Genomic DNA, 16,795 nt, shown 5'->3' on the forward strand with positions numbered 1-16,795 from the left:
TTTTAGAAATTTCTGAAAGCGAAAACATTTCCTTTGAGTTGAATATTATGTTTTTCTTCTTTGCCCTTTTAATTATCGCTTCCATTTTTTCGACAAAGATTTCGGAAAAAATTGGAGTGCCGGTATTGCTTGCGTTCCTTGCGGTAGGACTTATTGTAGGGAGCGATGTGCTTGGGCTTTTTGAATTTAGCGATGCGCAGCTTACGAAACGCATTGCCGATATTCTTCTCATTTTCATTTTATTCGATGGCGGCTTTCGCACTTCGCGGGCGGATTTAAATTTGGTCGCGAAGCCCGCGATGACCCTTGCGACTTTTGGCGTTTTAGTGACCGCGTTGGTGCTCGGCGTAGCCGTTCATTTCGTCATGGGATATGAATGGATGCTTTCAATGCTCATCGGCGCCATTATTTCTTCGACGGATGCCGCTGCGGTTATTTTGATTACGCGGCAAAATCCGTTGCAACGGAAAATCGCTGCGACATTAAATGTGGAAAGTGCGGCGAACGATCCGATGGCGATTCTTTTGACTCTCACATTTGTCGGGAGTTTAGCGGGAAACGGAGCAACTCCTCTCGGCTTTTTGACATCGCTCGTTTGGCAATTTGTCGGTGGAATTTCCGTCGGATTTCTCGTGAGCAAAGCGGCGCGGTTTCTTTTTGATCATCTCAAATCCGAAAATCGCGGCTATTATTATGTGTTGATTATCGGGGTTATTTTACTCGCATACGGTTTGGCGGATTTAATCCGCGCAAACGGAATTATCGCAGTCTTTTTCATGGGTTATTGGCTTGGCAATTCGGATTTTGTTTCGAAGCGAGGCGTGAGCAATTTCCTCGAAGGCGTTTCGACTTTTGGCAATATGGCGCTATTCTTAATGCTTGGACTTTTGGCGTTTCCGCGGCATTTTTCGCTCATTTGGAAAGAAGGAATTCTCATCGCAGCGCTTATGATTTTTATCGCGCGCCCGATTGCGGTTTTCCTTTCGACATTACCGTTTCATTATTCGTGGAAAGAAAAATTTTTCTTGTGCTGGGGCGGAATCAAAGGCGCAGTCCCGATTGTGCTTGCGACTTATCCCGCTGCGTATGGAATTGAATCGGGCGAGTCCGTTTTTAACATTATCTTTTTTGCGGTGATTATTTCGTGTCTTTTGCAGGGAAGTTCCCTCGGGAAAGTAGCGCAACTTTTCAAATTGACTGTGCCCAAACGCCCGATTTCTCCGTTTTCGGTCGAATTGCATTCCGTGCGTCGCGCCGATTTGGAAATGTATGAGTTTCAAGTTCTGGAAAATTCATTTTGCGCGGGGAAATGCATCAAAAATTTGCAGTTAGGAAATGAAGTCGTCATCACTTCAATTACCCGCGACGCTAAAATCCTCCCGCCGAAAGGAAATGTAGAACTGCAACCGAATGATATTTTATTCATCCTCATGAAAATTTCCGAACACGAAAAATGGGAAAAATACTTGGAAAAGGGAGTTAGAAATGAGGAAAGCCATCTCGCAGAATTGCAAGGACGAATTTCCTGAGTGAGATGGTATCTCGCAAAAGTGCATGGACCCATTTTGCGAGTAAAATGCCACCTTTCAAAAGTGCATGGATCCATTTTGCGGGTAAAATGTCACCATTCAAAAGTGCATAGACGCATTTTGCGGGTAAAATGTCACCATTCAAAAGTGCATAGACGCATTTTGCGGGTAAAATGTCACCTTTCAAAAGTGCAATGACACATTTGGTGAGTAAAGCGGCATCTTGCAAAAGTGAATGGACACATTTGGTGAGTAAAATGTCACCATTCAAAAGTGCAATGACCCATTTTGCGGGTAAAATGCCATCTTGCAAAAGTGAATGGACACATTTGGTGAGTAAAATGTCACCATTCAAAAGTGCAATGACCCATTTTGCGGGTAAAATGTCACCATTCAAAAGTGCATGGACGCATTTGGTGGGTAAAACGGCATCTTGCAAAAGTGCAGAGCCCCATTTGGTGAGCAAAACGGCACCTTGCAAAAGTGAATGGACACATTTGGTGGGTAAAACGGCACCTTTCAAAAGTGTATGGACACATTTGGCGAGTAAAATGTCACCATTCAAAAGTGCAATGACCCATTTTGCGGGTAAAATGCCATCTTGCAAAAGTGCAAGGACACATTTGGTGAGTAAAATGGCTTCTCGCAGGTTTGAATGAGATCTTAGATCTTAGAGTTTAGAGCTTAGTATTTTTTTTAGATTAAAGTTCTAAGCTCTAAGTTCTTAAAACGGCGCTTCGCGCGAAAACTTCCCCAATTAACTTCTGCTTTTCTATTTTTACTTTCAAAGTAAGAAGGGAAATTTATGTCTGTTTTAATGCGTTCTGTTTCTGGAATTCGCGGAATCGTAGGCGACACTTTAACGCCGACGGTGCTCACCAATCATGTCAAAGCTTTTTTGGAAGTGACGGGAGCACGCAAAATCGTTATCGGGCGCGATAGCCGTCCGACGGGTGACGCAATTGTGTCGTATGTTTCGGGCCTTTGCCGTCTCGCGGGCGCAAATGTCATCGATGTAGGCCTTGCGACAACGCCGAGCGTTGAACTTTTTGTCACGCGTCTTCATGCCGATGCGGGAATTATCATTACTGCAAGCCATAACCCGCTCGAATGGAATGCGCTCAAATTCCTCGATGAACGCGGCATTTTTCTTGGACCCGATCAAGTGAAAGATCTTTTTGCCATCGCGGATTCGGGCAAATTTATTTATCCGGATTATCGTCAGATGGGCGAAGTTGAAGTGCTCAAAGATGCGGACGCTTTCCATATCGATGATACATTAGCGATTCCGTTTATGGATGTCGAAGCGATTCGGAAGAAACATTTTAAAGTCGCCGTGGACGCGGTAAATGGCGCGGGCTCGTATATTGTTCCGCGGATGCTCGAAGCGCTCGGTTGCGAAGTGGTGCGCGTGCACTGCGAACCCGATGGCACATTCCCGCGGGGACCAGAACCGATTCCTTCGAATCTTCTCGACTTAGGAAACGCTGTCCGCGAAAATCATTGCGCGGTGGGCTTTGCGGTTGATCCCGATGCGGACCGTTGCGCTCTCGTCGATGGAAACGGAAATGCAATCGGCGAAGAATATACTTTGGCGATTGCGACCGAAGCGGTTTTGTCCAAGAAGAAAGGGGACGTTTGCGTGAATCTTTCGACATCGCGGATGAGTGCAGATGTCGCAGAAAAATTCGGCGTGGGATTTTCTCGGGCAAAAGTCGGTGAAGTCAATGTGAGCATTCAAATGATGCAGAATAATTGCATTGTCGGCGGTGAAGGCAACGGCGGCGTCATTCTTCCGGCGGTGCATTATGGCCGCGATTCCTTGGTTGCTGCTTCTCTCGTTCTCGCTTGGATGGCCGAAAATAACGGCGGCCCTGAAAAGTTCAAAGCAGAACACGCAAGCTATGTGATGCCGAAGAAAAAATTCCCGCTCGGTGAGAAGCCGGTGAAGGCAATCTTCGAAGAAGTCGAAAAAGAATTTTCGGATTGGACGGCGGATAAACGCGACGGGCTTTGGCTCGGAAAAGACAAGAGTTTTGTGCATGTCCGCGCGTCGAATACGGAACCGGTGATTCGCGTGATTGCAGAAGCGCCTACCGAAGCCGAGGCCGAAGAACTTTGCGCAAAGGTTGAAGCAAAAATCAAATAAGCGGAGGGAGTATGTGCGGAATTGTCGGATACATTGGAAATCGCGATGCGGTAAGCGTTCTTTTGAACGGGCTCAAACGCTTGGAATATCGCGGCTATGATTCATCGGGAGTTGCAGTGGCTCACGAAAATCATCAGCTCGAGATGGAAAAGGCGACGGGTAAAATCGTTAACCTCGAAAAGAAACTGCTTGCGCATCCGCTTTCGGGAACGGTGGGAATTGCGCATACGCGTTGGGCAACTCACGGGATTCCTTCCGAAAAAAACGCACATCCTCAAGTGAGCTATGACGGGAAAATTATGGTGGTGCATAACGGCATCATCGAAAATTACGCGCAAATCAAATCCCGCTTAGAAGCCGACGGCGTTCAATTCCAATCGGATACCGATACCGAAGTCGTCGCCCATCTCATCGCAAAACTTTACCGCGGCGATATCAAAAGCGCCGTTCTGGATGCGCTCAAAAAACTCGAAGGCACATTTGGCCTTGCGATTCTTTGCGCAGACGAACCCGATGTTTTAATCGGAGCGCGTCGCGGAAGTCCGCTCGTTTTAGGGCTCGGCGATCAAGGCGAATATTTCTTGGCGAGCGATGTTTCGGCGATTGTCGATTACACGCAAAAAGTCGTTTACTTAGACGATAACGATGTCGTTATCGCAAAGCGCAGCGGCTACGAAATCGTCACGGTTTCGAGTCGCACGGTAAACCGCAGCGTCGAAGAAATTGACTTTGACGCAGATGCTGCAAGTAAAAGCGGATTCGAACATTTTATGCTCAAAGAAATTTTTGAGCAGCCCGAAGCTCTTCGCAATACAATGCGCGGACGCTTACTCCTTTCCGAGGGCTCGGCAAAGCTCGCGGGCTTGGATTCGAATCGCTTAGAACTCCGCAATTTAAATCGCATTATCATTACCGCTTGCGGCACGAGTTATTATGCGGGCATGGTCGGCGAATATTTAATCGAAGACCTCGCCGGCGTTCCTGTCGAAGTGGAATATGCCTCGGAATTCCGTTACCGCAATCCGATTATCAAACCGGGAACTTTGGTATTTGTCATCTCGCAATCGGGAGAAACTGCAGATACATTGGCCGCTCTCCGCGAAGCCAAAACAAAAGGCGCAACTGTCCTCGGTATTTGTAACGCAGTCGGTTCGACAATTGCGCGCGAAAGCGACGGCGGCGTTTACTTGCACGCAGGCCCCGAAATCGGTGTTGCGAGTACGAAAGCGTTTACATCGCAAGTCACCGTTCTCGCAATGATTGCACTTTTACTCGGCAGAGAACGTCGCGTTTCTGCGGAACAAGGCATCGACTTTGCGCGGGCCATTTCGAATATTCCTTCTCAAGTCGAAGAAACTTTAAAGCTTTCGGATAAAATCCGCGAAATTGCGAAGAAATATGTCGATGCGAAAAATTTCCTTTATCTCGGACGCCATTACAATTATCCCGTTGCAATGGAAGGCGCATTAAAGCTCAAAGAAATCAGCTACATTCACGCCGAAGGTTATCCCGCTGCCGAAATGAAGCATGGGCCGATTGCTCTCATCGACGAAAAAATGCCCGTCGTCGTCATCGCTCCCAAAGACAGTCTTTTTGATAAAGTGCTTTCGAATATTCGCGAAATCAAAGCCCGCGGCGGACGCATTATCGCCATCACAACCGAAGACTGCACAGAACTTTCGGAATACGCAGACGATGTCATCATCGTTCCCAAAGTGGAAAAGCCTCTTATGCCTTTAATCACTTGCGTTCCGTTACAGCTCCTCGCTTATCACATCGCCGTTCTTCGCGGAAACGATGTGGATCAACCGCGGAATTTGGCAAAAAGCGTTACGGTGGAATAATGCACGAAGTTCCGGAATCCTACGAAGTTCATATCGGCGCATTTGATGGCCCGATGGATCTTTTGCTGTATTTGGTGCAGCAGAGCGAAGTGAGTCCTGCGGATATTTCTATCGCTGAAATTACAGACCAATATCTCGAATGGATGAAGGATATTACCCGCGCGGACCTTTCGCAAGCGGGGGATTTTCTCTTGATGGCGAGTCGCCTCATGGCGATGAAAGTGCGAGAACTTTTGCCGAAAGATCAGCGCACCGCCGAAGACGAAACCGAAATTGACGTCGCCCGCGAAGAGCTCATCAAGCAAATGCTCGAATATCAGCGCTACAAATATGTGGCGAAAGAACTTCAGCAAATGGAATCGGGAAATTTTGGCGTTTGCTATCGCGGACGCATGGAAAAAACCGAATCCGAAGATGATACTCTCGCCGACGCAAATATTTGGCAACTTTTCCGCGCTTACCAAAAAATGCTCAAATCGCGGAACAGCGAAAATGTGCATCACATCGAACTCGACGACGTAACGATTGAAGACCGTCAACAATTCATCGCAAACACGCTTCGCCGCGAAGGCCGCGTCCTTTTCGAAGATTTACTCGGCCGTGATCCGATGCCGATTGTCACAGTGGTGACGTTTATGGCGCTCATGGAAATGATTAAAACCGACGACGTCGTCTTTCGTCAGAGCGAACTTTTCGGAGCGATTTGGCTTTATCGTAAAAAAGACAATGCGGAATTTGCCGAAGAAATGGCGAACGAAACCCGCATTTACGAGCCCGAGCACGAATATAAAACGGGCATCTTGGAAAAATTACGCGAACGCGAATTGGTCCGCAACAATAATCAAAAGGCGACTCTCGATCAAGTCATGCGCACAGCTTCGCTTTTAGCGTCGCGCGGCAAAGCGATTAACGACGACGATATCGCAGCGATGCTCAACGGCGAAATGGATTTGGCGGCAGTCGAAGCGAGCTTAAATCCGCCCGAAAATTCTGAAGGCGCAAATCCGCAAACCGAAACGGCAGCCGCCGAAAATCCGAACGGCGAAAATGAAGCGCAAAATATTCAAACGGAATCGCCCGCGGAGAATCTTCCAACTTCCGCAGAAAGTGCTGCGCCAAACGAAGAATCGCAAACGCAAAATGTTGCGCCCGAAAATGCGGAATCCATTTCTGCAGAAAATGAAGACGCTGACGATGAAGCCGAAGCGTTAGAAGAATCGGCGAAGCAAGTGGAAGAAGCCGAAATCGCAGCGAGTCTTGCGCCGAACGAAGAACCTCCGCAATTAGAAACGGAATCGGATGAATCCGAAGAAAGCGTGGAAAGTGAAAATCCGGAAAACGGAAATGGCGAAAACATAAATGGCGAAAACGGTCAAACGGAAAAGGAAAAGGCGGAAAATTCCGACGACGATTAGAACGGAAAAATTGAATTTTACAATTCTGCGCAATCGAAATACAAAAATGTTGTAAAATTGCGAAAGAGCATCTCGGAAACGGCGAAATTCAACGAATTTCGCCGTTTTTTGCATTTGGCACGGTTTTCGCATAAAGGTGTGCGTGATGAAAAACTTTCCAAAGGAGATACATCATGCATAAGTACTTATTCGGATGGCTATTCGTGCTATTTATGGCACTGACTGCCACATCCGCGTTTGCAGAAGATTCTACCGCTGTAACGCCGGCGGTAACAGAACAGGTCGCAGCAGCTCCGGCTCCTGCTTCCGAAGCGGCTCTCACCGCTGACAAAATCGTAGCGATTACCGCTGACGATGGCGCAACGACCTCACAGGCCGAAGAAAATGACCTCTTCCACAAAAGTTTAACCGCGATTTGGTTGCTTGTGTGCGGCATGCTCGTGTTCTTTATGCAACCGGGTTTTGCCATGGTCGAAGCAGGTCTTTGCCGCGCAAAGAACGTGAACAACATCTTGATGAAGAATGCATTGGACATCTGCATTGGAGCCATTATGTTCTTCTTCGTCGGCTGGGGTCTCATGTATGGAAAGATGGGACTCGAAGCGGGCAAGTTCATCGGCTTTAGCGACTTTATGATCAGCAGCTCGGGAGACTTTTTGAACTGGTTCTTCCAAGTCGTCTTCTGTGCAACGGCTGCGACGATTGTATCGGGTGCTATGGCGGAACGTACAAAGTTCACCGCTTACCTCGCATACTCTCTCGTGATTTCCGCTGTCATTTACCCGATTTCTGGTCACTGGATTTGGGGCGGCGGCTGGCTCTCGGAACTTGGCTTCCATGACTTTGCTGGTTCTACCGTTGTGCACTCTGTCGGCGGTTGGGCTGCAATGATGGGCGCAATCATTCTTGGACCGCGTATCGGTAAGTATGTGAAGGGCGAAGACGGTAAGATTCACGTTCGCGCTATTCAAGGTCACAATATGCCGCTCGTTTGCCTCGGTGTGTTCATCTTGTGGTTCGCATGGTTTGGATTTAACTGCGGTTCTACCTTGGACGGCACTGCTCACGAATCGATGTCTTTGGTTGCGATGACGACAATTTTGGCAACTGCAGCTTCGACGATTGTTGCGATGGCGACTTCTTGGGTAATCGGTAAGAAGCCTGATGTTTCCATGACTCTCAACGGAACTTTGGCAGGCCTTGTAGCGATTACGGCTCCTTGCGACGTCGTTTCTCCGGGTGCTGCAATCGTTATCGGTTGCGTCGCAGGCGTCCTCGTCGTTCTCTCGGTGATGTTCTTTGAACAAGTTCTCCATATCGATGATCCGGTCGGTGCAATTTCTGTCCACGCTATTAACGGTGCATGGGGCACAATCGCAGTCGGTATCTTCGGCAACTTGGAAACTCTCGGCAACGTAAATTCTCGCTTGGGACAAATCGGCGTCCAATCTCTCGGCGTTCTCGCTGTATTCCTCTGGGTGACGATTACAAGCGGCATTATGTTCCTCATCATCAAGAAGACAATGGGTCTCCGCGTGACCGAGAAGGAAGAACTCCGCGGTCTCGATATCGGCGAACACGGTTCTGAAGCCTATAACGGATTCCAAATCTTCACAAATATGTAGGAGGATAGAAAAATGATGAAGTTGATTATTGCATACATTCAACCCGATAAGCTGAATGCGGTGAAGCAGGAACTTTACAAAGAAGAAATCTACAAGATTTCAGTAACGAATGCCCTCGGCTGCGGTCATCAGGGCGGTTACACCGAAACGTATCGTAACGTTTTGAACGAAGTCAACCTGTTAAAGAAAGTTCGGATTGAAATTGCGGTCACGGAACCCTATGTGGAAAAGACTGTGAATGCAATCATCCGGGCAGCGAAAACGAATCAGATCGGCGATGGAAAAATTTTCATCATCCCGATTGAAGATACGATTCGCATTCGCACCGAAGAACGTGGCGAAGTTGCTATCGGTTAATTCCGGGTGATTTCGTATCCTCCAGCGACGGAGCTCCGAAAGGGGCTCCGTTTTTGCGTGAACAAAATAGTGGAAAATTTTAAAAGCTTAAAGGTCTCTGCGAAAAGCAGAGACCTTTAAGAGCGGGGAGGGCGAGATTCGAACTCGCGATAGGGTTACCCCTATACGTCCTTAGCAGGGACGCGCCTTCGGCCAACTCGGCCACCTCCCCTAATTCGGGGGACTACAATTCTAGCTATTTTTTGCGAAAATTTCAAGTTCAAATCGGGAAAAAACTGCATTTATCTATTTTTTATACGCTTTTTGGGTCAAAAAACATGAAGAAATTGCTAAAAACGCTTTTAAAGATCGCAGTCGCTGCCGTTATCGTAGGGCTGCTTTGCCTGATTCCCGCTTATTTGATTGTCTTCAAATACATGCCGAAGCAAGATCCCGACGGCATTTTTAATCGCGAATATATCCTTTCGGAACTTTCTGGCGAATCGCGGGTTTATTACCGCGACGGCGAACGCCTTCTCGGCTCATTCTTCGATGTCAATCACCGCATTTATGTGCCCTTTGGCGAAATCCCTGAGAACATTGTAAACGCTCTCGTCGCCGCCGAAGATGCAGCATTTTTTCAACACGGCGGTTTTGATTTTTCTGGCTTTACGCGAGCGATGGTTAACAATATCCGCGCGGGCAGAATGCAACAAGGCGGTTCTACTTTAACGCAACAAACCGTCAAAAATATTTACGGGCGCGAAGAGCGCAGCATCAAAGCAAAATGGAAAGAATTGATCAATGCGCTTCGCATGGAAAATTTCTTTACCAAAGAAGAAATTCTCGAATTTTATTTGAATCAATTTCACGTTTCGGGAACGGGCAAAGGCGTTGCCATCGCCGCGCAATATTTCTTCAACAAAGACCTCAAAGATTTAACTCTCGCCGAATGTGCGTTCATCGCGGGCTCGGTCAAAGGCCCATTCAACTATGACCCGTTTATTCAGCGGACAAAAGAACGTCGCGACCGCGCCATTAAACGCGGACAAGAACGGTTGCGTTATGTCCTCGGACGCATGGTTTCCGAAGAATATATTTCGCAAGAGCAAATGGATTCGGCATTAGCAAAACCGCTAGAATTTAATCACGGCAATTTCCGCTTTTCTCTTTCGACGCAACTTTCTCGCTTAGAAGAAAAATTCGATTCGGAATTTTATCAAGAACTTTTTGAAAAAGAAGGCATCTCGGATTGGCGCAAAGCGCAGCTGCAAATTGTGACGACCGTCGATGCGGATTATCAAATGGCAGCAAAACGCGCCGTGCAAAATAACATTTCCAATTTGCAAGTGAAACTCGGCGGCTTCGCTCTCCCCAAATCAGATCAGCCGAACCGCGCCGCCTTTGCGCGGACGGGCGATTATCTTTACGGCGCTGTGGATTCTGTTCTCTACGATGCCAAAGGAAATCTCTCGGACATTTATCTTTCCTTCGGGCAGTTGCAAGGCCACGTGAATCAAGAATCGCTACAAAGTTTAGCGACGCAGATGAACGCCGACATCAAAAAAGTTTTAGCGCCGCGTCTCGGCAAAGGCTCCGTTCTTCTCGTAAGCGTCAAAGATTCGGTAAAAGTTAACGGTGCCGTTCCTTGCGCCATTGAAACGGAACCGGTTTTACAAGGCGCATTAGTTGCGCTTCAAAATGGCGCTGTCGTCGCAAGCCAAGCGGGATTTCACAATACGGGCTACGACCGTTCTTTCAAAGCGAAACGCCAACTGGGCTCGAGCTGGAAACCGCTCCTTTTCGGGGCTGCGCTCAATTATCATTGGCATTATTTAGATGAACTCGAAAACGATTTCAATTTATTCCAATACGAAAATGAATTTTATTTCCCTCGTCCGGATCACAAAAATAAAGGCGAAACCGTGAGCATTTTATGGGCAGCGGTGCGCTCCGAAAATATCGCGAGCATTTGGCTTTTGGATCATCTCTTAGACAAACTTTCGGACGAAGAATTTGCAGGCGTTGCTGGCGAAAACGGATTCCTCAAACGCGAAGACGAAACTTTCGACGATTACCGCAAACGCTTACGCGATAAATTCGGTTTATACTTAAATGAAACCGCAAAACAAGAAATTGAATTTTCCAAAGCGCAGAAAAAATTGGTCGATCAATTCTTGTACGAAAATCGTCCTGCTGCGGCACGTGCTCTGCGCAATATGTTCTACGGTCGCAACGTCGAATCAGGCAAAAAGAAATATCGCAAATTGGACAAAAATTATTTCGCAGAATTCGATCACAATTTCTTGCGTTATTTATCGATTCTCAAAGCGCGCGATTTGCAAGCGACAAATCCGGAATTGGCAAACGCCTCCGAAGCGCTCGCCGACGAAGAAATTTATCCGAATTTAAATCTCTCGGACATTCGCCGCTTAAACGGACTCATGGAAATTCCGCGCGAAGATACCGATTATTCTTCTGCCGAAGAATTGCGCTATTGGCCTGATTTCAAACGCACCGTGGCAATGGCTGCGTTCGCCAAATTTGCGGGCGAAATCGGCATTCACGGAAAACTGCGCGAAGTCATGAGTATGCCTCTCGGCGTAAACGAAATCCCGCTTTCGGATATGACGATTGCGTATCAAACACTTCTCACGGGAAAAATTTACAAGTGCGCAGACGGCGAATGGAATGAACCGTGCTTAGTGCAAAAAATTCTCAATCGCGATGGACGTGAAATTTTCACAAACACCATCGAAGAGAAAAAAATTCTCTCGGATACCGTGACAGAACAGATGGCTGTTATGTTGCATTCCGTTTTCCAATACGGCACTGCCCGCAGCCAATACGACAAAATTAAAATGCAAGCCGACTCCGGAAAAACTTCGCTCATCTTCCCCGCATTCGGAAAAACAGGAACGACGAACGATTATAAAAACGTCGCCTTCCTCGGTGCCATTCCCACATTCGTTCCGACGAAAAACGGCTTCGGATTGGACTCGGTCATCGCCATCGGAAGTTACGTCGGTTTCGACGATAATCGCCCGCTGAAATCGGGCAGAACACGCATCGCGGGCTCTTCGGGTGGTCTTCCGCAATGGGCGGATTTTGCAAAAGCGGTCATCGCAACTCGAAAAGAAAATTTGCGCGTCGATTTCCTCGACATTTCCATGCTCGCCAAAGGAAAAATTCCGCTGCGCTTAGAAACGGAACGCGGAGAAATTCAAGTGAATCCGATGACAGGGCTTCCGGTTTATGCAGCATCCGAAACGGTTCGAAATATTCCGCTGTTAGATGTGCCGGGTTACACATCTCCCGCGCAAATGGAAACGGCAGCGGCAAGTGCAGCAAACACTGGAATCGTCACGTCGCTTTCGATGCCCGCCTTTGCTCCGGATTCGTCGGCATTTGCACCCATTCTTCCTTCGAAAAAAATCGAAGACGATTTTGAACTTCCCGCAGACTTTACGGGCGACAACGCATTCGTTCCGATTGAACCGGGCGAAGGATTATAAATTTTTGAGGTGATGATGAAGTACATTCACTTGGGAATTCTTCTCGGAATTTTCTTTTTCACCGCTTGCGCGGGGACGAAAACGGCTACAAATCCGAATGCCATTTCCGACGAAGTTTCCGCTTCGGCAGAAAAAATTTCTGCGGAAAACGACAGCGAAAAAATTGACATCGAAAAATCAAAAACAGAAATTTCATCTTCTTCGGAAATGGAAAAATCTTCGTCGAGTTCCGTCGTGGGGTTTGATTCTGCAGAAAAAATTCCAGAACCAAAAAAATCGCAGCCGATGGATTCATCTAAAACGCAAAATATTTCTACCGAGAAATTGCCCGAAGAAAATGAAAATGTCCGCGTGCAAAATGTCGCCGATATTTACGTCGAAATTCCGCGCCTCGCCCAAGAAGCTCTGTCGCGGGCCGATTCTTTCTACGTCGCGGGCAATCTCGATTCTGCCGCAGTCATCGTCGAAAAATTTTCCGTCTTAAATCCGCTTTGGAACGAATGGCAACATCAAGCGCAATCGCTTTCCGAAAAAATTCAAACAAACCGCACCGCTAAAGCGAGCGAATTAGAACGCACCTTCATCGATCTCGTCAACGCCAATGCGCGCCGCGCCGATTACGCCGATGTAAAAATCATCACCGACGCCATTGCCGAATCTTCGCCGAATGATTCCCTCAAAAATTTCGCTGATTCCCTATTACAATTAGCCTATGCGCGCACATTTCAAAAAGTCAAATCGGAGCGGGATTCTGCCCTTGCCCTCGCCAAAGAAAAAGCAAACTTTGATTTCGCCGAACAAAAAATTTCCGAACTCATTCGCCGTTATCCCGATTACATCGACACATTAAATTTGCAAAATGCAATTCTCAAAATCGCGGCCATGCGCCAAGAAAACGCTTCCGTTTCCGCCGATTATTGGAAAACTCACGACCCGCAAAAAATTCTCGCCGAAGCCAAAAAATTCGCCCAAAATAAAAAGTGGAACGAAGCCAAATCCGCATATCAAAAACTCAAAACGAGCAATCTCCGCGGCGATGCATTACGCGGCATCGAAGAAATTGAAAACGCTTATTGCCAAGAAAAACGTCAAAAAGCCACACAACTTTTCGCCGAATCGCGGAACAAAAAATCAAACGCCCAAGAAAAATTGCAAAAAGCAATCGCCGAACTCGATGCGTGCTTAGAATTCGCCCCCGATTTTAAAGACCGCAAAACGGTCCTCGAAAACAAAAACTTTTTGCAGGCAGAAATCAAATGATTTTCGGCTATGAATGGTATCAATACATCGCCTTCTTCGGCGTCGGATTACTCGCGAGCGCAATCAACAGCATCGCTGGCGGCGGCAGCACCATCAGCCTTCCGGTCATGATATTTCTCGGGCTTCCGCCAACGATAGCGAACGGCACAAATCGCATCGGCTTATTCGTCGGCAATTCCACCTCCGCCGTGAATTTATTCAAACACGGACTTTTAAACCGCAAAATTTATTTCCGCTTATTTTGGCCAACTCTCATCGGCTCACTTCTCGGCATTTTATTCCTCGTCAAAATTGACGACCGTTTATTTCAAGGCATTCTTTCTCTCGCCATATTACTCGTCGTCATCATGAGCAATCTCAAACGCGACATCTTCGGAAAGCCACCCGAAACGCCACCCGAAAAAATGAGCGTCCTCGCCTTTCTCGGATTTTTCCTCGTAGCCATTTACGGCTGCATCGTTCAAGTCGGCGTCGGCTTCTTACAAATTTTTGCGCTCTCGCGTTACACGGGTCTCGACCTTTTGCACGTCAACGCACTCAAAAATGCGCTCACATCCACCTTCCTTTTCGTAAGCACAATCGGCCTCATCATCATCGGCAAAGTCGAATGGGGACTCGCCTTGTGCACCGCAGCGGGCGCTTGTCTCGGCGGCCTTTGCGGCAGTCGCCTTCAACGCAAAAAAGGCAACAAATTCATCAAACGCTTCATCTCGTGCGCAAGCCTCGTCATGGCTGCGATTTTAATCAAAGACTTAATCGCTCAAATGTTTTAAAAAGAAAAAGCGGGCGTTCCGGCGCACGCGCCGTCGCTCCTTAGCGGTATAATTTTCGCCGCGATTTGCGGCGAAAATTTCCGTTCAGCTTTTGCGCCGCTTCGCGCCGCAAAATCCGAACCCTCCGGGCGTCAGTCGCTAACGCAAAAAACATTTTCAAAGTTTATAAGACAATTTTTTTTCAAATTTACTTTTGACGCTTAACACAGCCGAACGAAATTCGAGATGAGTCTATTCTAATTTTTTGACGAACCTGTTTTTTTCTTACATTAAATTCTACAAATCTTAAAACGGGAGATTGTATGAAACATTTTCAATTAGGATTTCAAGCAGCGATTGCACTGGGAATGTTGGCGTTTACCGCATGCGACGATTCGAGCAGCAGCCCGGATAATTCAAATGGTTCGAATATTTTTGGTTTTGACGTCATCGAAACTTTGAACGATGCAAAACCGTGTTCTTTTGAAAATACGGGCGACTCTATTTTTGTAAAAACAGAAAATCGCATTTACGTTTGCGCAGACGAAATTTGGGCAGCGCCAAACGGAGTTAGTTCATCGTCCTTAATTCTCCCCGAAATTTCATCGTCTTCGGATAATCCGTTTATAGAAATTTCCTCGTCAGAATGGAACATAAGCTCGAGCCAAAGTGAAAGTTCGTCAAGCGCAAATCTTTCGAGCGCAGACATTTCCAGTTCTAGCGAAAACGCGCCAAGTTCCAGCGCACAAATCGTCAGCTCTTCAAGTGAAAAAAGTTCAAGCAGCGATGCCGAAAAATTGAGTTCGTCAAGTCAAGAAAGTTCAAGCAGCATTGTAAAAGTATCATCATCGAGTGAAAAATTTTCTAGCTCTAGCATCAATATAGAACAGAGTTCTAGTTCAACAGATGGCTGGAGTTGGGATGTTCCAAAGGAATCTCGCTTAAACCCGAATATTTCCTATGGCACGATGATAGACAAGCGTGATAATAAAGTATACAAGACAATAAAAATTGGGACTCAAATGTGGATGGCGGAAAATTTGAATTACGCCGACAGCATACAAACAACAAGTCTAAAAGGAAAATCTTGGTGCTTTTATAATGACTCTGCAAAATGCGATGTAACAGGACGCCTTTACACTTGGGCGGCAGCGATTGACTCTGTAGCCTTGGCAAATGATGCAAATAATCCACAGACATGTGGGGATCGTGTAGAATGTACTCTCCCTAAAACGGTGCGGGGTATTTGCCCAGAAGGTTGGCATTTGCCATCCAAAAATGAATGGGAAGATTTGTTTGTCGCTGTGGGTGGAGAAGATAAAGCTAGCAAAGCACTCAAGTCAAGGAGCGGTTGGAGCAACTATTTTGAGAAGAGTGGTAATGGAACGGACGATTATGGTTTTTCTGCGATCCCCGCCGGAGTTATAGCGGTGGTAGATTCTACAATGTCAGTTTTACTAGCTTTTGGTCTAGTAATGAAAAAGAGGATTGGAGCGCCTACTGCATGTACTTGGAAAACAGCGATATACGCACGAGATTTGATGATGATGACGACAAGGACAATGCAATTTCTATCCGTTGCTTAAAGGATTCTAACTAGACTTTAAGTTCTAACCTCGCGCCAAAGGCGCCATTCTTTTTAATTGAACATTTTTAAATGTTCGCTTGATCGTCGAATAATGCAATATGCCTTAACACTAATCGCTTTAGCGATTTTAGTGTTAGGAGCGTACTACCTAATTCCTAACTATTTCCGTCTCTACCTTCATCGAAGTCTCGGAGAACTTAGAAACGGTCGTCGCTACCTTCATCGGAGCGTCGGAGAAGCTTTTATAATGAGAAAAGTGATTCCCTTTTACTTTCGCAGAAGAGAAAGCCCGCGTGGATTCAATGCATAATTAGAGAGTTAAGCGCTTCGCGCGAGGAAATGCAAGATCTTAGAACTTAGATTTTAGAGCTTAGAGTTTTCTAAGATCAAAGTTCTCAGCTCTAAGTTCTCTTCTCCCCCGCGCGCCTACGGCGCGCCATTCCATTTCTGCCGCAGGCGGAGCACGGCGCAGCCGTGCGTACTAATTTCTCATTTCTAATTAGCCCGCAAGTGGTAAAGTAAACAATTTGTGAATAAACGGTTAAAAGTCGGAAATTTCTCCGTTAACACCCCTAAAATAGTCGTTGCAAATAAAAAATAAGCAAAAAAAAGAAGAAATCTCGAAAAAAGCCCTTGACGCCACATTTGAATTTTCTATAATTGGCACCACTCAACGAGAAGTTGAGCAACACTCCGAACGAGATTCGGACTGGCTTATTGAAGGATTTGGAGATGTGCTTGAGTGATGCTCTAGTCAATAGAATTGATTAAGAAAGCGTGAC

General features: G+C 46.7%; 11 protein-coding genes and 1 tRNA gene. 10 read left to right on the plus strand and 2 right to left on the minus strand.

Annotated elements, in window-relative coordinates; genetic code table 11:
• The first annotated feature begins 47 nt into the window (after positions 1-47).
• Positions 48-1,529 (plus strand): potassium/proton antiporter, encoded by a 1,482-nt coding sequence (locus B0H50_RS08085; protein ID WP_106198898.1) that lies wholly within the window; start codon positions 48-50, stop codon positions 1,527-1,529.
• Here the strand turns inward: B0H50_RS08085 and B0H50_RS08090 are convergent.
• A complete protein-coding gene (locus tag B0H50_RS08090) occupies positions 1,480-2,136 on the minus strand; it encodes a hypothetical protein (RefSeq protein WP_109587536.1) in 657 nt (218 codons plus the stop codon). The two genes, B0H50_RS08085 and B0H50_RS08090, sit on opposite strands and share 50 nt — an antisense overlap.
• A gap of 198 nt (positions 2,137-2,334) precedes the next feature.
• Here B0H50_RS08090 and glmM point away from each other — a divergent pair, with 198 nt between their 5' ends.
• From glmM to B0H50_RS08115, 5 genes are all read left to right on the plus strand, one after another.
• Positions 2,335-3,678 (plus strand): phosphoglucosamine mutase, encoded by a 1,344-nt coding sequence (gene glmM, locus B0H50_RS08095; protein ID WP_106198896.1) that lies wholly within the window; start codon positions 2,335-2,337, stop codon positions 3,676-3,678.
• Between the two features lie 11 nt (positions 3,679-3,689).
• A complete protein-coding gene (gene glmS / locus B0H50_RS08100) occupies positions 3,690-5,522 on the plus strand; it encodes a glutamine--fructose-6-phosphate transaminase (isomerizing) (protein ID WP_106198895.1) in 1,833 nt (610 codons plus the stop codon).
• Positions 5,522-6,937, plus strand: a complete 1,416-nt coding sequence (locus B0H50_RS08105; protein ID WP_109587537.1) for a segregation/condensation protein A — start codon at positions 5,522-5,524, stop codon at positions 6,935-6,937. Before glmS ends, B0H50_RS08105 begins: the two co-directional genes overlap by 1 nt.
• Before the next feature lie 173 nt (positions 6,938-7,110).
• Positions 7,111-8,562 (plus strand): ammonium transporter, encoded by a 1,452-nt coding sequence (locus tag B0H50_RS08110; RefSeq protein WP_173314751.1) that lies wholly within the window; start codon positions 7,111-7,113, stop codon positions 8,560-8,562.
• Positions 8,563-8,577: 15 nt separating this feature from the next.
• Positions 8,578-8,919 carry a P-II family nitrogen regulator gene (locus B0H50_RS08115; RefSeq protein ID WP_106198925.1) on the plus strand — a complete coding sequence of 114 codons (342 nt, stop codon included), beginning with the start codon at positions 8,578-8,580 and terminating at the stop codon, positions 8,917-8,919.
• Between the two features lie 123 nt (positions 8,920-9,042).
• Here B0H50_RS08115 and B0H50_RS08120 read toward each other — a convergent pair.
• A tRNA-Ser gene (locus tag B0H50_RS08120) sits at positions 9,043-9,130 on the minus strand.
• A gap of 106 nt (positions 9,131-9,236) precedes the next feature.
• Here B0H50_RS08120 and B0H50_RS08125 point away from each other — a divergent pair.
• The 4 genes from B0H50_RS08125 (at position 9,237) to B0H50_RS13650 (ending at position 16,011) form a co-directional block, all read left to right on the plus strand.
• Positions 9,237-12,413 (plus strand): transglycosylase domain-containing protein, encoded by a 3,177-nt coding sequence (locus B0H50_RS08125; protein WP_106198924.1) that lies wholly within the window; start codon positions 9,237-9,239, stop codon positions 12,411-12,413.
• 12 nt (positions 12,414-12,425) lie between these two features.
• Entirely contained in the window at positions 12,426-13,673 is a 1,248-nt protein-coding gene (locus B0H50_RS08130) for a hypothetical protein (protein WP_106198892.1), read from the plus strand.
• Positions 13,670-14,446, plus strand: a complete 777-nt coding sequence (locus B0H50_RS08135; protein WP_109587539.1) for a sulfite exporter TauE/SafE family protein — start codon at positions 13,670-13,672, stop codon at positions 14,444-14,446. The genes B0H50_RS08130 and B0H50_RS08135 overlap by 4 nt, the downstream gene beginning before the upstream one ends.
• A gap of 302 nt (positions 14,447-14,748) precedes the next feature.
• On the plus strand, positions 14,749-16,011 hold the full coding sequence (locus B0H50_RS13650; RefSeq protein WP_233244648.1) for an FISUMP domain-containing protein: 1,263 nt from the start codon (positions 14,749-14,751) through the stop codon (positions 16,009-16,011).
• Positions 16,012-16,795: the final 784 nt, after the last annotated feature.

The organism is Hallerella porci (assembly GCF_003148885.1).
Lineage (GTDB): Bacteria > Fibrobacterota > Fibrobacteria > Fibrobacterales > Fibrobacteraceae > Hallerella > Hallerella porci.